A 17432-nucleotide genomic window follows, 5' to 3' on the forward strand; every position below is an offset into this window, starting at 1 on the left:
TTAACAACAAATGGCTAAAGAAGTTGCTGGATTAATCAAGTTACAGATTAAAGGTGGCGCTGCTAACCCCTCTCCTCCCGTGGGCCCTGCATTGGGTTCCAAGGGTATTAACATCATGGGGTTCTGCAAAGAGTTCAACGCAAGAACTCAAGACAAGGCCGGTAAGGTAATTCCGGTTGTCATCACCTACTATACTGACAAGTCATTCAGCTTTGAGCTCAAGACGCCTCCCGCAGCTGTACAACTTAAAGAGGTTGCCAAGGTTAAGAGCGGCTCTGCTCAGCCAAACCGACAGAAGGTAGCTTCTGTCACCTGGGAGCAGATCAAAGTGATAGCTGAAGATAAGATGAAAGACTTGAACTGTTTTACGGTTGAGTCTGCCATGAGACTTATCGCAGGTACGGCTAGAAGTATGGGTATCACTGTAAATGGGGAGTTCCCTGGTAAATAATTAAAACTTCAATTAAGAAAATGAGTAAACTGACAAAAAAGCAAAAATCAGTAGCTGATAAGATTGAAGCAGGGAAAGCCTATACACTAAAAGAGGCTGCTGAGTTGGTAAAGGAAATTACCACTACTCAGTTTGACGCTTCTCTCGACATCGATGTGCGTTTGGGCGTAGACCCCCGCAAGGCCAACCAGATGGTTCGTGGCGTTTGTACGCTACCTAACGGAACTGGTAAGACCGTGCGCGTGCTCGTTCTTTGTACACCCGATGCTGAAGCTGCTGCCAAAGAAGCCGGAGCCGACCATGTTGGTCTTGACGAGTATATCGAGAAGATCAAAGGCGGTTGGACCGACATCGACGTTATTATTACCATGCCTTCGGTAATGGGTAAGGTAGGTAGCGTAGGTCGTATTCTCGGCCCTCGCGGACTGATGCCTAACCCCAAGAGCGGTACGGTAACGATGGACGTGGCAAAAGCAGTGAAAGATATCAAGTCGGGTAAAATCGATTTCAAAGTAGACAAGGCTGGTATTATCCATACCTCAATCGGAAAGGTTTCTTTCACTCCCGAGCAGATCTATCAGAACGCGAAGGAATTCGTGGCCACTGTAATCAAGCTCAAACCTGCCGCTGCTAAGGGTACGTATATCAAGAGTATCTTTATTTCGAGCACAATGAGTAAGGGTATCAAGATTGATCCGAAATCAGTTGAATAACTCTAAAAGTTTTGTAAAATGAAGAAAGAAGTAAAAGATACTATCATCGTAGAACTCGGTAAGAAGCTGAAGGAGTATCCTCATTTCTATCTTGTTGACCTCGCTGGGCTTAACGCTGAAGCGACAACCAAGTTGCGCGCAACTTGCTTCAAGAAGGAAATCAAGCTTTCTGTTGTGAAGAATACGCTTCTGCACAAAGCTTTCGAGGCTTCAGACATCGATTTCGAACCTTTGTACGGCACATTGAAAGGTACCACCGCAATCATGTTCACCACGGTTGCGAACGAACCTGCAAAATTGCTGAAGGACTATAAGAAAGAGGGAATTCCCGCTCTCAAGGCAGCATACGCTGAGGAAAGCTTCTACGTAGGAGCCGACAAACTTGACGAGTTGGTAGCTCTCAAGAGCAAGAACGAAGTTATCGCCGAGATTGTGGCCTTGCTGCAATCACCCACGAAGAACGTTGTTTCAGCTCTTCAATCAAGCGCAGGCACCATTCATGGTGTGCTCAAAACCTTGGGCGAGCGTCCTGAATAATTCGTTGAGTCTTCCTCTCGTAGCATAAACAGACAATGTTCGTGAGGGAGTTCAATTAAAAGTCAATCAACAACACTTATATTAAAAACAATTAAAAATTAGAATAAAATGGCAGATATCAAAGCTATCGCTGAAGAATTGGTAAATTTGACAGTAAAAGAAGTAAACGAGTTGGCAAATGTCCTCAAAGAGGAATATGGCATTGAACCCGCTGCTGCAGCTGTTGCTGTTGCTGCCGGTCCCGCTGCTGCTAGTGCAGCTGGTGGTGCTGAAGAGAAGTCGTCGTTCGATGTAGTTCTCGTTGACGCTGGTGCAGCTAAACTTCAAGTGGTAAAGGCTGTTAAGGAGGCTTGCGGTCTGGGCTTGAAGGAAGCTAAGGACCTCGTAGACGGCGTTCCCTCAACCTTGAAGGAAGGCATGTCTAAGGACGAAGCTGAGAACCTGAAGAAGGCTATCGAAGAGGCCGGCGCTAAGGTTGAGCTGAAGTAAGAACAACCCCAACTCCGAAATACGGTTAGGATTTGCCCAGTAGGCGAGTCCTAACCTTTTTGTGTCTTATCACATTTTAAGACACATTCCTTTTCCCCACAATATATCATAGGCAGGCTATAAAACTCTTTACGGAAAGAGAAAGAACAAGCAAAGCCCTCCTCAGACCGAAACGGATAACATATAGAACACGCCTATATACATTATATAATATTATATTGAATGGCTTCAAAAATTGTTGATAACAGAGTAAATTTCGCCAGCGTTCACAATCCGATGCCCTATCCGGATTTCCTCGATGTGCAGTTAAAGTCTTTCAAGGACTTCTTACAGTTAGACACACCTCCCGAGGAACGCAAGAACGACGGTTTGTATAAGGTATTCGCTGAGAATTTCCCCATAACCGACACACGGAACAATTTCGTTCTTGAGTTCCTTGACTACTATATCGACCCGCCTCGTTACACCATCGACGAGTGTCTCGAGCGTGGTCTTACGTATAGCGTGCCATTGAAGGCCAAGATGAAGCTATACTGCACCGACCCCGACCACGAAGACTTCGGCACCTTTATCCAAGACGTTTTCTTGGGTACAATTCCCTATATGACCTCAAACGGCACCTTTGTTATCAACGGTGCTGAGCGTGTTGTGGTGTCGCAGCTGCACCGTTCGCCCGGTGTTTTCTTCGGTCAAGGCGTGCATGCCAACGGAACAATGCTCTATTCGGCACGTATCATCCCCTTCAAAGGATCGTGGATTGAGTTCGCTACCGACATCAACAACGTGATGTATGCCTACATCGATCGTAAGAAAAAGTTGCCCGTTACCACGCTTTTGCGTGCTATCGGCTACGAAAACGACCGTGACATCCTGCAAATCTTCGACCTTGCCGAAGAGGTTAAGGTAAATAAGAAGAACATGAAGGAGGCTCTTGGCAAGCGTCTTGCTGCTCGTGTGCTGAAGAGTTGGAATGAAGACTTCGTTGACGAAGATACAGGCGAAGTTGTATCCATTGAGCGCAACGAGGTGATTATGGAGCGCGAAACGGAAATTACCGAAGAAAACGTTGGCGAGATTCTCAACAGCGGCGTTTCTACCGTGCTACTTCACAAGGACGCCGACGCAGCCAACAAGTTCTCCATTATCTTCAACACGCTGGCCAAAGACCCCAGCAACTCTGAAAAAGAGGCCGTGCTGTACATCTATCGTCAGCTTCGCAATGCCGATCCTGCCGATGATGCCAGTGCAAGGGAAGTGTTCCAAAACCTTTTCTTCTCTGACAAGCGATACGACTTGGGTGAAGTAGGACGCTACCGCATCAACAAAAAGTTGGGCTTGGACACCGATATGGACACGCGCGTGCTAACCAAAGACGATATCATCGAGATTATCAAGTACCTCATTCAGTTGGTTAACTCGAACGCTACCGTTGACGATATCGACCACTTGAGCAACCGTCGTGTGCGCACTGTTGGCGAACAGCTGGCCAACCAGTTCTCTATCGGATTGGCTCGTATGAGCCGCACCATCCGCGAACGTATGAACGTACGCGACAACGAGGTGTTCACACCCACCGACTTGATTAACGCCAAAACCATTTCTAGCGTTATCAACTCATTCTTCGGCACCAATCCCCTTTCGCAATTCATGGACCAAACCAACCCCCTAGCCGAGGTAACGCACAAGCGTCGCCTTTCGGCTCTCGGCCCTGGTGGTCTTTCTCGCGAGCGTGCAGGTTTCGAAGTGCGCGACGTTCACTATACGCACTATGGACGTCTTTGCCCCATCGAGAGCCCCGAAGGTCCTAACATCGGACTTATTTCTTCGCTCTGCGTATACGCCAACATCAACGAACTTGGTTTCATCGAAACGCCTTACCGCAATGTTACCGATGGCGTAGTAGACCTCGACAATAAGAATTTGGTTTATCTTACCGCTGAAGAGGAAGAAGACCACATCATCGGACAGGGTAATGCTCCGCTGAACGAAGACGGAACCTTTATCCGCGAGGTGGTTAAATGCCGTCAGGATGCCGACTTCCCCGTAGTAGCACCCGCCGAGGTAGACCTCATGGACGTGTCACCTCAGCAGATTGCATCTGTATCCGCAGGTCTCATCCCCTTCTTGGAGCACGATGACGGTCACCGCGCGTTGATGGGATGTAACATGATGCGCCAGGCAGTACCCCTACTCCACAACGATGCGCCCATCGTAGGTACAGGCTTAGAAAAGCAAGTTTGCGAAGACTCACGTACCATGATTACTGCCGAAGGCGATGGTGTTATCGACTATGTTGACGCCACCACCATCCGTATTCTATACGATCGCACCGAAGACGAAGAGTATGTAAGCTTCGAACCCGCACTGAAAGAATACCGCGTGCCCAAGTTCCGCCGTACAAACCAAAACATGACCATCGACCTTCGCCCCATCTGCGTGAAGGGACAGCGTGTTAAGGCAGGCGATATACTCACCGAAGGCTATGCCACCGAGAATGGCGAACTAGCCTTGGGCCGTAACCTCCTCGTGGCATACATGCCGTGGAAGGGTTACAACTACGAGGACGCCATCGTGCTTTCCGAGCGCTTGGTACGCGACGACGTGCTCACTTCGGTTCACGTTGACGAATATTCACTTGACGTTCGCGAAACCAAACGTGGTGTTGAAGAGTTTACCAGCGACATCCCCAACGTGAGCGAAGAGGCCACAAAAGACCTCGACGACAACGGTGTGGTACGTGTTGGTGCACGTATCGAACCAGGCGATATCCTCATTGGTAAGATTTCGCCAAAGGGAGAAAGCGATCCTTCACCCGAAGAAAAACTGCTTCGTGCCATCTTCGGCGATAAGGCTGGCGACGTTAAGGATTCGTCACTCAAGGCTAACCCCTCGCTCAGTGGTGTAGTTATCGACAAGAAACTATTCTCGCGTGCCATTAAGACCCGCGAATCGAAGAAGCAAGACAAGGTTATTCTTGCCAAGATAGACGAAGAATACGAGGCTAAGAACGAAGACCTCAAGGACATCCTGGTAGACAAACTCCTCGAACTCACCGAAGACAAGGTGTCGCAGGGCGTTAAAGACTATACAGGTGCCGAAATTATCAATAAGGGTAGCAAGTTCACCGCGGCAACGCTCAAGAACTTAGAATACGATGGCATTCAGTCTAGCGATTGGACCGACGATGCCCATACGAACGATTTGATACAGAAGCTCATCATGAACTACATCCGCAAGTACAAACTGTTGGATGCAGAGCTTAAGCGTCGTAAGTTCGCCATCACCATCGGCGACGAACTACCCTCGGGCATTCTCCAAATGGCCAAGGTGTATGTTGCGAAGAAACGTAAGATTGGCGTGGGTGATAAGCTGGCCGGACGACATGGTAACAAGGGTATCGTTTCTAAGGTAGTGCGCATGGAAGACATGCCGTTCCTCGAAGATGGACGCCCTGTCGACCTCGTGCTCAACCCCTTGGGTGTGCCTTCGCGTATGAACTTGGGACAGATTTTCGAGGCTATTCTCGGTGCTGCCGGTAAGAACTTGGGCGTGAAATTCGCTACACCCATCTTCGATGGAGCCAAACTTGAAGACCTTTCCGAGTGGACAGACAAGGCCGAACTGCCCCGTCTCTGCTCTACTTACCTCTACGATGGCGAGACGGGCGAGAAGTTCGACCAACCCGCTACCGTGGGCGTTACCTACTTCTTGAAGCTCGGCCACATGGTCGAAGACAAGATGCACGCCCGCTCCATTGGTCCATACTCACTCATCACGCAGCAACCTCTCGGTGGTAAAGCACAGTTCGGTGGACAGCGTTTCGGAGAAATGGAAGTCTGGGCCATCGAAGCCTTCGGTGCAAGTCACATCCTTCAAGAAATCCTCACCATCAAGTCAGACGACGTTGTGGGCCGTTCTAAGGCCTACGAGGCAATCGTCAAAGGCGAGCCAATGCCAACACCAGGCATCCCCGAGTCGCTCAACGTGCTGCTGCACGAGCTTCGCGGTCTGGGATTGAGCATCAAGATGGATTAATTCACACCCTTAATTGAAAAAGTAAAATGGCTTTTAAGAAAGATACAAAGGTAAAGAACAATTTCACGAAGATTACCATCGGATTGGCTTCGCCCGAAGAAATCTTGGAAAATTCGTATGGTGAGGTAACCAAACCCGAAACCATTAACTACCGTACATACAAGCCCGAGCGCGACGGACTTTTCTGCGAACGCATCTTTGGTCCTACAAAGGATTACGAATGTGCCTGCGGAAAATACAAGCGCATACGTTATAAGGGCATCGTCTGCGACCGTTGCGGCGTTGAAGTAACCGAGAAAAAGGTGCGCCGCGAACGCTCAGGACATATCGAACTCGTAGTACCCGTAGCTCATATCTGGTACTTCCGTTCGCTTCCCAACAAAATTGGCTACCTCTTGGGCTTGCCCACGAAGAAGCTCGACACCGTGGTATACTACGAAAAGTATATCGTCATCAAGCCTGGTGTGTTGGAAGGACGCAAGGATAGCGAGGGCGAAGACCTCAACGGATCGCACCAAATGGACTTGCTTTCAGAAGACGAGTACCTTAACATACTCGAAACTCAAGTAGACCCTAACAACGAATTCCTCGACGATTCCGATCCCAACAAGTTCATTGCAAAGATGGGTGCCGAGGCCGTTTACGACCTCTTGGCTGGCCTAGACCTCGATGCACTGTCTTACGAACTGCGCGATCGCGCCAACAACGACTCTAGCCAACAGCGCAAAACCGAGGCTCTGAAGCGCTTGCAGGTGGTAGAAGCTTTCCGTTCTAGCACCGAAATCAACCGCCCAGAGTGGATGATACTCAAGATTATCCCCGTTATTCCGCCCGAATTGCGCCCGCTCGTGCCGCTGGATGGTGGACGTTTCGCCACGTCCGACCTCAACGACCTCTATCGCCGCGTTATCATTCGTAACAACCGTTTGAAGCGTTTGGTTGAGATTAAGGCTCCCGAGGTTATCCTCCGCAACGAAAAGCGTATGCTGCAAGAGGCTGTCGACAGTCTGTTCGACAATTCGCGCAAGAGCTCGGCCGTGAAGAGCGAGAGCAACAGACCACTCAAGTCGCTCTCCGATTCGCTCAAGGGTAAGGCCGGACGTTTCCGCCAAAACCTCTTGGGTAAGCGTGTAGACTATTCAGCACGTTCGGTTATCGTCGTTGGCCCCGAGTTGAAGATGGGCGAATGCGGTCTGCCCAAACTCATGGCAGCCGAACTTTACAAGCCGTTTATCATCCGCAAGCTTATTGAGCGCGGAATTGTTAAGACGGTGAAGAGCGCCAAGAAGATTGTTGACCGTCGCGAACCCGTTATCTGGGACATCCTAGAAAACGTAATGAAGGGCCACCCTGTGCTCCTCAACCGTGCCCCTACGCTTCACCGTCTTGGTATTCAGGCTTTCCAACCCAAACTTATCGAGGGTAAGGCCATTCAGCTTCACCCCTTGGCTTGTACTGCGTTCAACGCCGACTTCGACGGCGACCAGATGGCCGTTCACCTTCCGTTGAGCAACGAGGCCATTCTCGAGGCACAGGTGCTGATGCTGCAAAGCCACAACATCCTTAACCCCGCCAATGGTGCGCCTATCACCGTGCCTTCGCAAGACATGGTGCTCGGACTCTATTATATCACCAAGATACGCCCAGGTGCAAAGGGTTCGGGACTCACTTTCTACGGACCCGAAGAGGCCATCATCGCCAACAACGAAGGCCGATGCGACCTACACGCCCCCGTTAAGGTAGTAGTGACCGACCTTGTTGACGGTAAACTGCAACCCCGAATGGTAGAAACCTCCGTGGGACGCGTTATCGTTAACGGCATTATCCCCGACGAGGTAGGCTATTTCAACGACATCATCTCGAAGAAAACTCTGCGTGGCATCATCGCCGACGTTATTAAGAGTGTGGGTATGGCCCGCGCTTGCGAATTCCTCGATGGTATCAAGAACTTGGGTTACCGCATGGCATACGTTGCCGGTCTATCGTTCAACCTCGACGACATCATCATTCCTAATGAGAAAGAAGAGATTGTTGAGCGCGGCCACGAAGAAGTACGCCAGATTACCGAGAACTATAACATGGGGTTCATCACCGATACCGAGCGCTATAACCAGGTTATCGACACGTGGACACACGTAAACAACGACTTGGGTAACGTGCTCATGAAGCAGATGACCGAGGCCGACCAAGGCTTCAACGCTGTGTTCATGATGCTCGACTCGGGTGCCCGTGGTTCGAAAGACCAGATTAAGCAGCTCTCGGGTATGCGTGGTCTGATGGCCAAGCCACAAAAGGCGGGCGCCGAAGGACAACAGATTATCGAAAACCCTATCCTCTCCAACTTCAAGGAGGGTATGTCGGTGCTAGAATACTTTATTTCTTCGCACGGTGCACGTAAGGGTCTTGCCGACACGGCTATGAAAACGGCCGACGCTGGATACCTCACACGCCGTTTGGTTGACGTTTCGCACGACGTGATTATCAACGAAGAAGACTGCGGAACGCTGCGCGGACTAGTCTGCACAGCCCTTAAAAACGGCGATGAGGTTATCTCCACGCTCTACGAACGTATCCTCGGACGCGTTTCCGTGCACGATATCATCCACCCCACAACGGGCGAACTTATCGTTACCGCTGGCGAAGAGATAACCGAACCCATTGCTCGCATCATCGACGAATCGCCCATCGAGAGCGTTGAAATTCGCTCGGTGCTCACTTGCGAAAGCAAGCATGGTGTCTGCATGAAGTGCTACGGCCGCAACTTGGCCACTAGCCGAATGGTGCAAATGGGCGAAGCCGTGGGTGTTATCGCTGCCCAAGCTATCGGTGAGCCAGGTACGCAGCTTACACTTCGTACGTTCCACGCGGGTGGTGTGGCTGGTAACGCAGCCGCCAATGCCTCTATCGTGGCTAAAAACGACTCGCGTATCGAGTTCGACGAATTGCGTACCGTACCCTTCGTTGAAGATACCGACGAGGGCGAGCGCAACTGCGAGATGGTGGTAAGCCGCTTGGCCGAAATCCGTTTCGTAGATCCCAACACCTCAATCGTGCTCTCTACGCTCAACGTTCCTTATGGTGCGTCGCTCTACAACAAGCACGGCGAAGTGGTTAAGAAAGGTGCGCTCATCGCTAAGTGGGACCCCTTCAACGCCGTTATCGTTTCCGAATACTCTGGTACGTTGAAGTTCCACGACGTTGTAGAAGGTGTGACCTTCCGTGCAGAAACCGACGAGACCACGGGACTTACCGAAAAGATTATCACCGACGCCAAAGACCGCTCTAAAATGCCTACTTGCGACATCGTGGCAGCCAATGGCGAAGTGCTCGGCACGTACAACTTCCCTGTGGGTGGTCACGTAGTGGTTGAAGACGGAGCCAAGATTAAGACGGGTACAACCCTCGTTAAGATTCCTCGTGCCGTAGGTGGTGCGGGCGACATCACGGGTGGTCTGCCTCGTGTTACCGAGCTTTTCGAAGCACGCAACCCCTCCAACCCCGCCGTTGTGTCCGAAATCGATGGCGAAGTTACCATGGGTAAGGTTAAGCGTGGTAACCGCGAAATCGTTGTTACCTCGAAAACTGGCGACCAAAAGAAATACCTCGTCAGCCTCTCGAAGCAAATCCTGGTGCAAGAACACGATGCCGTTCGCGCAGGAACACCACTCTCCGACGGTGTGATTACGCCCAACGACATTCTTGCCATCAAGGGTCCAACCGCTGTACAAGAGTATATCGTTAACGAGGTGCAAGACGTTTACCGCCTGCAAGGTGTGAAGATCAACGACAAGCACTTCGAGATTATCGTACGTCAGATGATGCGCAAGGTGCAAATCAACGACCCAGGCGATACCACTTTCCTAGAACAGGAACTGGTAGACAAGCTCGACTTCTCGGAAGAGAACGACCGCATCTGGGGCAAGAAGGTTGTAACCGACGCTGGCGACAGCGAAACCATGCACGCAGGACAAATCGTTACGGCTCGCCGTCTTCGCGACGAGAACTCTTCGCTCAAGCGTCGCGACCTCCGTTTGGTACAAGTTCGCGATGCCGTACCTGCCACTTCTACTCAGATTTTGCAAGGTATCACGCGTGCAGCTCTACAAACAAAGAGCTTCATGAGTGCCGCTTCGTTCCAGGAAACCACCAAAGTGCTAAACGAAGCAGCAATACGCGGAAAGGTAGACCGCCTCGAAGGTATGAAAGAAAACGTTATTTGCGGACACCTCGTACCTGCCGGTACGGGTCTTCGTCAATGGGATCGCATCATCGTTGGCTCAAAAGAAGAGTACGACCGCATGCAAGCCAACCGCAAGAACGTTATCGATTATTCTGAGAAAGAAGCGGCAACGCAAGAGTAAACACCTGCGTGTCAACCGCATAATCTCCGCCATTTAAGGCGCGTATAATAATAAAAAGGCCATCGGTATTATTGCCGATGGCCTTTTTTGATGCATATCACCAAACAACTTCAAAGAAACCATGACACCCGATCAATCGATTTGTTATGCGTTTATTCAACTTTAAATTTATTCCATACAATTGGAACGTGTGTTCCATCTTATCCGGAACCTTGTTCCAGTTGATATGTAACACTGTTCCAATTAACATGGAACAAGATTCCAGCTAAGATGTAACTCACCCATTAACACCAAAACTGATAACACGCCATTAGATTGCCAGTTGCAACTAAACCCAAAATGCAAATTGATAAGAGTGTTAACACGATGGGATTTATGCATTCGTATATAGCTATAGATAGGCTTGGTAGAGAATAAGTATTTAGTTGAAAAAGTATTACCCAATGAAAGAACGGCATTTAATACAATTTTGTAAACTAACCGAGCATAGGGCGTTATGTAAAAGCTCACATCCTGATTAACTCGTATAAAATAAAGGATAGACAAAAACATGCTATAAGACGTGATATTATTACATACTGGCGCTATAAACATCCAAGAAAGTAAAAATATAAAGACCCAAGTGCATTTTCTTTTCAAAAAGTTTGGCGTTTAAAAGATGTTTTCATAAATTTGCGATATCATGCATACTATCACCATAAAAAGTGGTAAGGCCTGATGAAACTAACTTGAGAAGATTGAAGACCGCACCCTCTGCACTAAGACTCGGATGCATGGTATTAGGTCAAATCCATTTGCTTAGCTGCAACCCCTTGCGTGAAAAACGGAGAAGAACACCCCGAAACGCTATGATTTAAGACTATTTCGCATGCCTATACACTTTTGTATAGACAGTAGGAAAATTTTGATTAGAAACCAAAAAGTAGTAATTTAAAAACGTAGTATTATGTTCAAAAGGCTAATCTTATTCCTGACATGCCTGTTCCTCACGGCAGGAATGGCACTGGCGCAAACGCGCGTGGGTGGAGTAGTCGTGGCTTTGCCCGACAACGAACCCGTGGTGGGAGCCTCGGTAAAAGTGGTGGGCACCGGCACTGGCACCATTACCGACCTCGACGGAAAGTTCTCACTCTCCGTTCCCGCTAATGCCAGACTAGAAATCTCGTACATCGGCATGAAAACCAAAATTCTACCAGCTAAGACTAACATGCGCGTAGAAATGGAAAGCGTAGACAATACCATCGACGAAGTGATGGTGGTGGCCTATGGTGTGTCGAAGAAATCTTCATTTACGGGTTCAGCACAGAACGTTGATAATAAGAAGATAGAACTTCGCCCGATAACTAGTGCCACCAAAGCCTTGGAGGGAAACGTTTCGGGATTGCTCATGACGTCTGGTACAGGCCAGCCTGGCACGGGTGCAACCATCCGCGTTCGTGGTTTCGGTTCTATCAACGCATCTAACGACCCACTTTATGTTTTGGACGGCATACCCTACGACGGTAGTCTCAACTCCATCAACCCTTCCGACATCGAGTCGATAACCGTGCTGAAGGACGCATCGGCCGGTGCATTGTATGGTGCGCGCGGTGCCAATGGTGTTGTGCTGATTACTACTAAGGCAGGAAAGAGCGGAAAAGCACAGGTAACATGGCGGTCAACAGCTGGATGGGCTAGCCGTGCGCTAAAACAATATAAAACCGTTTCGCAAGAAGAATATGTACAACTGCAATACGAAAGCCTACGCAACAATGCCTACTTCAACAATGGTAAGACATGGACTGAAGCCGAAGAAGACGGAAGAAACGGCCTAAGTGGAAAGCTGGGCGGGGAGCTATATAATCCCTTTAAAAACTATACTTGGGACAAAATCATAGATCCTGCAACAGGTATGGTGCGTCCCGATGCGAAGGCTGCATGGAACGAAAGTTGGCTTGATGCAGTTGTGCACGAAGGAGCATTTAGACATGAGCATCAATTGACTATAACGGGCGGCGACAACAAAACACAATGGCTTGCCTCGATGGGCTATCTCAACGAAGAGGGTATGCTGGTTACCACACGTTTCCAGCGTTACAGCGGGCGTGCTAATATCAACACGGCGGTTACCGATTGGTTCTCAGCTAATCTCAATTTGTCATTGGCGCATAGTAAATCAGATTTCAGCAACTATACAGGAGCAGCCACCTCTAACGTGTGGTACACTTCACAATTCATTAATCCGCTGTTCCCCGTATATGTAAAGAATGCTGACGGCACAACCAAGTTAGACGCAAACGGAAATCCCATGCCCGACTATGGAGAAAGCGGACGCCCAGGCTCATTAAGTGATTTCAGTGCTTTAGGAAGTATTCTTGACGACAAGTCGGATCGCACTCGAGACATTGCAGGTGTACGTACCGGAATGGTTTTCGGTGGCGACAGCGAACGATTTGGCTGGTTCAAAGGACTTAAACTCGCCTTAAACTTCGGCTTAGATTATCAGTCGCAATACGAAATGGACTATAAGAACATGTTTCATGGCAATCAAAAGAAAGATGGCGGACTAATAACAAAGGAAAATGGACGTACTCAGAGCTACACGTTCAACCAATTGCTAACATATAACCGCTCTTTCGGAGAACATCATATGGACGTGTTGCTGGGACACGAGTTCTATGAGTACATCTATTCGTTCTTAGAAGCAGCTAAGTCTAACCTTGCTCCCGGTATATACGAACTACGCCCTGGAACAACCATGAAAGTTGCCGACTCTTACACAAATGTTTATCGAATTAATTCACTCTTGAGCCGCGTAAACTACAATTTCAACGACAAATACTATCTTTCGGCATCGTTGCGTCAAGACGCATCTTCGCGATTCCACCGCAGCAGCAACAAAGGTACATTCTGGTCGTTGGGCGGAAATTGGCGCGTGTCTAACGAAGCGTTTATGAAAGACGTGAAATGGATAGACAACCTTAACGTGAAAGTGAGCTACGGAGAACAGGGAAACGACAATATTGGTAAACTTTACGCTTGGCAAAGCCTTTATAATTTGAGTTATAAGAACGCCGACAACTTGGGTGCTGTAATCTCAAGTATGGAGACTAAAGGTGTGTCGTGGGAGAAGAACGGCAACTTGAACGCCGGACTTGAAACATCGCTGTTTAACGGACGGGTGAAACTGGGCTTTGAATACTATTACCGCAAAACGTCTGACATGTTGCTTTCGTACCCTATGGCAACCTCTACGGGTTTCGACGGCTACAATGCCAATGTAGGTAACGTTCGCAACACGGGTGTGGAGTTCTCGCTCTCGGGAACGCCCATTCAGACGAAAGATTGGCGTTGGGAACTCACATGGATGGGTACCACCACCCGCAATAAGGTGTTAAAGCTAACGAAAGAGACACCAGAAATTCTAAGTGGCGTATTCTCTATTAAGGAAGGGCTTCCCCTTAACACCTTCTATATGGCACGTGCGGCTGGTGTAGACCCGCTTACTGGCAAGCAATTGTATTGGGCTTACAAGAAAGATGCCAACGGCAATATGATAGAAGGCAGCGAATACATCACATCGAAGGTGGAAGAAGCAACAAACAGCAAATATTATTTGGGAAGCCGCATTCCCGACCTTTATGGCAGTATTGGCTCAAGTCTTACTTACAAAGATTTCGACTTGTATGTACTCACCGTTTATTCTATTGGTGGAAAGGTGTACGACAACCTCTATGCATCGTCTATGTCACCAGATTATGTGAACCAAACATGGCATAAGAACGCACTGCGCCGTTGGCAAAAGGTGGGCGACAAAACCGATGTGCCGCGTACGCTTTATGGCGACGCTTCCATAGCAAACGACCGTTTCTTACTCGATGCGTCGTATTTTGCCATCAAAAACATTACGCTAGGCTACACATTCCCCGCCTCGCTCACTCGCAAAGCTGGCATTGTTTCAGCTCGTCTCTTTACATCGGTAGACAATCTTGCTCTGTTCTGCCATATGGATGGATTGGATCCACAATACAATTTTTCGGGAACGAATACATTCTCTTACGCCCCAGCCAAGACTTGGACCGTGGGATTTGAAGTGAAATTCTAAACAAACATACCAAATTTGTCAATATGAAAACATTCGTAAATATCACTATATACGGACTGTTGGGACTTGCAGTGGGGCTTTCTTCCTGCGACAGCAGTCTGTTAGACACCAGCCCAACGGGGTCTATCTCGGGCGATGTTGTACTTAAAGATGCTTCTTCTGCAGAAATTGCCGTCAACGGCATCATCAGAATGTTCTATGCAGTAGACAATCACGAACATTTCGGGGTAGCAAGTATGGCTATCATGCACGACATGATGGCAGAAGACATGATATTAGGAAAAGAAGGAAACGGTTGGTTTAGTTGGGATGCACTTTACAAAATAAAATCTTTGTACACCCGCAAGGACGAAAGATGCTATAACATATGGAACGACAACTACTCCATCATCGCCAGTGCTAACTATATACTAGCGGCCGAAACCACAATGGCGGGCGACCCTAAGGCCGTTGATTATGTTGTGGGGCAAGCTTATGGATTTAGGGCTTTTGCTTATTTTGCATTAGCCCAAACTTACGCACGCACAATTGTTGGCCACGAAAAGGAAAAATGTGTGCCCATCTACACTGGGCCGACAGTGCCCTCCACCACTGGCCAGCCACGTTCTTCTAACGAGGCTGTCTATGCACAGATCGAGTCCGACCTAACCAAAGCCGCAGAAAAACTTAAAGGCATGAACAAAAAGCATGTCAGCCATCTTAACTATGCCACGGTACAGGGCTTGCTTGCCAGAGTTAAAATGGTAGAAAACAAATGGGCAGATGCTAAAGAGGCTGCTTTGCAGGCTATAAATGCAAGCAAATGTAAAATTCTTAAGATTGAAGGATTTCGTGGCTTAAATAATGCAAAGGCAGACAACGTACTTTGGGGGATGGAAATAAAAGCTGACCAAAGTGGAGGCTGGGCAAACTTCTTCTCGCACATGGATACTCTTCAATATGGAGGAAGGGCACCCAAACAGATTTCGCAAACTTTATATGCAAAAATGAACACTACCGACGATCGTCGCAAATGGTGGAATCCTCATTCGCATTTCAACACGTTTGATGGCGCGCAGGTGAAAAGTGGTTATCAACAAGATAAATTCCACTTTGCAAATCCCAAAGAAGGAACAGGTGATTATATATTCATGCGTGTTGAAGAAATGTATCTCACGGCAGCCGAAGCCGCGTGCCGATTGGGCGACGACGCCGAGGCTAAAAAGTACCTCATGGAACTAATGAAGATGAGAGACCCCAAATACACAACAGACAAGACTGGAACGGAATTAGGCAAAGTGTCTAGCCAAGAAAAGGGGTCGCTTCTCGAAGAAATTATTACACAAAGACGCATAGAACTTTGGGGCGAGTTTGGACGAATGAACGACTTGCGCCGATTGAGGCAAGGTTTCAGGAGAACAGCCGCAGACGGATGGACTATGGCGTCATACCTCTTAAAGACAAGGCCTACCGAAGATCCTGAAAGCTACATGTGGGTGCTTACAATCCCGCAAAGCGAATTCGACGGCAATGTAAATATGAAAGCAGACACAGACCAGAACCCAATGGGAGATTAATAACAACTAATAATTGTAATTATGGTAAAGTTTAAAGTATTAATGGCAACACTTACGTTGTTAGGTGGGTTCTTGTTTGCAGCATGCGACACCGAGAACGTGAGGGACACGTATACGCCTACGAACCAAAGCATATCGTTTGAACAGAAACAACTACCACAGGCACTCAGCACAAACGCAGAATATCTTTACGAAGTAAAGTTGCTTAGGGTAAAATCTGATGGAAACTATACCGCTCACTATACATTAACAACTGAAACGGCAGACAATTTTGTTGACGAAACCCAAGGAAGTGTAAGTTTTGAAAGCGGACAGAACGCTGCGACAATCAAGGTGAAAGCCACCGGCATGGAGAAAGGCAAGATATATAAAGCAATCTTAGCCTTGGCAGAATCAGAGAAAGCACAAAGGGATCCTGCCATTACCACCGTCTTCGACACCACTTCAATATCCATCAAATGCGATTATGAGTGGGAAAAGGCTGGCCGCGTTTCTTTCACCGACTTCACATTCTCAGACGATGGAGCAACAGACACCGTCGTTGTTGAACATGGGAAGGGAAGCAACGTTTATAGGCTAGTTGAACCATACAGCGTGTACCGCGCTGATGGAGTGAAAGGGGCTGACATCGAGTTTAAACTTGACGAGAACCATGCCGCTTCTAAAGATGTAGGTACATTCCCACTTGAGACGACTAATGCACTGGGTTATACAATGTACTGGAATCCTGTTAAATATCCTAACTACTGCGCACTAACAAGCGAAGGGAATGTATATACGTTTACTTTCCTTGTTGCAAAAGGAGGGAAACTTTATCCTGGTGGAAAATTCACATATAAATGGTTTGAAGGTTGGCCAGGACAATAAAAGCCTAGGGTAATAGACCTTTTTTTATAAAGAAAAGATGTTAATGTGTGCATGCCTAGCATGCGTCCCTAACGCGATATTTATTCAGTTTGTGGGCTTAATGCTTAACCCAATGGGGAAGGCGTTAAGCCTGCTTTTATTCATGGGGAGAATAAGAGTGAAACCAGCAATTAAAATGCGAAAGAGTGAAAAAGATAACGCAAAGGTGAAAGGGTAAACTAATGCTCTTATTAGTAAGTTTATCAACTCGTCAACTTGAATATACTGAAATGTCGTAAAAACGACAGCTCGGAACAACAAAAGAGGCCTGTTGGCTTCTTGTCGTTCCGAGCTGATATT

9 protein-coding genes are annotated in these 17432 nt (G+C 48.1%); all 9 read left to right on the forward strand.

Annotated elements, in window-relative coordinates; translation table 11 throughout:
- Positions 1 to 10 precede the first annotated feature (10 nt).
- Positions 11 to 451 carry a 50S ribosomal protein L11 gene (gene rplK / locus F453_RS0110160; protein WP_009237589.1) on the forward strand — a complete coding sequence of 147 codons (441 nt, stop codon included), beginning with the start codon at positions 11 to 13 and terminating at the stop codon, positions 449 to 451.
- 20 nt (positions 452 to 471) lie between these two features.
- Positions 472 to 1164, forward strand: a complete 693-nt coding sequence (rplA, locus tag F453_RS0110165; RefSeq protein WP_009237588.1) for a 50S ribosomal protein L1 — start codon at positions 472 to 474, stop codon at positions 1162 to 1164.
- A gap of 18 nt (positions 1165 to 1182) precedes the next feature.
- Positions 1183 to 1701 (forward strand): 50S ribosomal protein L10, encoded by a 519-nt coding sequence (gene rplJ, locus F453_RS0110170; RefSeq protein WP_009237587.1) that lies wholly within the window; start codon positions 1183 to 1185, stop codon positions 1699 to 1701.
- A gap of 108 nt (positions 1702 to 1809) precedes the next feature.
- Positions 1810 to 2190, forward strand: coding sequence for a 50S ribosomal protein L7/L12 (gene rplL, locus F453_RS0110175; protein ID WP_018967909.1), 381 nt, complete (start codon positions 1810 to 1812; stop codon positions 2188 to 2190).
- 222 nt (positions 2191 to 2412) lie between these two features.
- Complete coding sequence (gene rpoB / locus F453_RS0110180) at positions 2413 to 6225, forward strand: DNA-directed RNA polymerase subunit beta (protein ID WP_026292544.1); 3813 nt, start codon at positions 2413 to 2415, stop codon at positions 6223 to 6225.
- 26 nt (positions 6226 to 6251) lie between these two features.
- Positions 6252 to 10586 carry a DNA-directed RNA polymerase subunit beta' gene (gene rpoC, locus F453_RS0110185; protein ID WP_018967911.1) on the forward strand — a complete coding sequence of 1445 codons (4335 nt, stop codon included), beginning with the start codon at positions 6252 to 6254 and terminating at the stop codon, positions 10584 to 10586.
- Positions 10587 to 11532: 946 nt separating this feature from the next.
- Entirely contained in the window at positions 11533 to 14670 is a 3138-nt protein-coding gene (locus tag F453_RS0110190) for a SusC/RagA family TonB-linked outer membrane protein (protein WP_018967912.1), read from the forward strand.
- Between the two features lie 23 nt (positions 14671 to 14693).
- Positions 14694 to 16226: a RagB/SusD family nutrient uptake outer membrane protein gene (locus F453_RS0110195; RefSeq protein WP_018967913.1), complete on the forward strand. Its 1533-nt coding sequence runs from the start codon at positions 14694 to 14696 to the stop codon at positions 16224 to 16226.
- Positions 16227 to 16247: 21 nt separating this feature from the next.
- Positions 16248 to 17093 carry a hypothetical protein gene (locus F453_RS0110200; RefSeq protein ID WP_148295818.1) on the forward strand — a complete coding sequence of 282 codons (846 nt, stop codon included), beginning with the start codon at positions 16248 to 16250 and terminating at the stop codon, positions 17091 to 17093.
- Positions 17094 to 17432: the final 339 nt, after the last annotated feature.

It is taken from the genome of Hoylesella loescheii DSM 19665 = JCM 12249 = ATCC 15930 (assembly GCF_000378085.1).
Classification (GTDB): domain Bacteria; phylum Bacteroidota; class Bacteroidia; order Bacteroidales; family Bacteroidaceae; genus Prevotella; species Prevotella loescheii.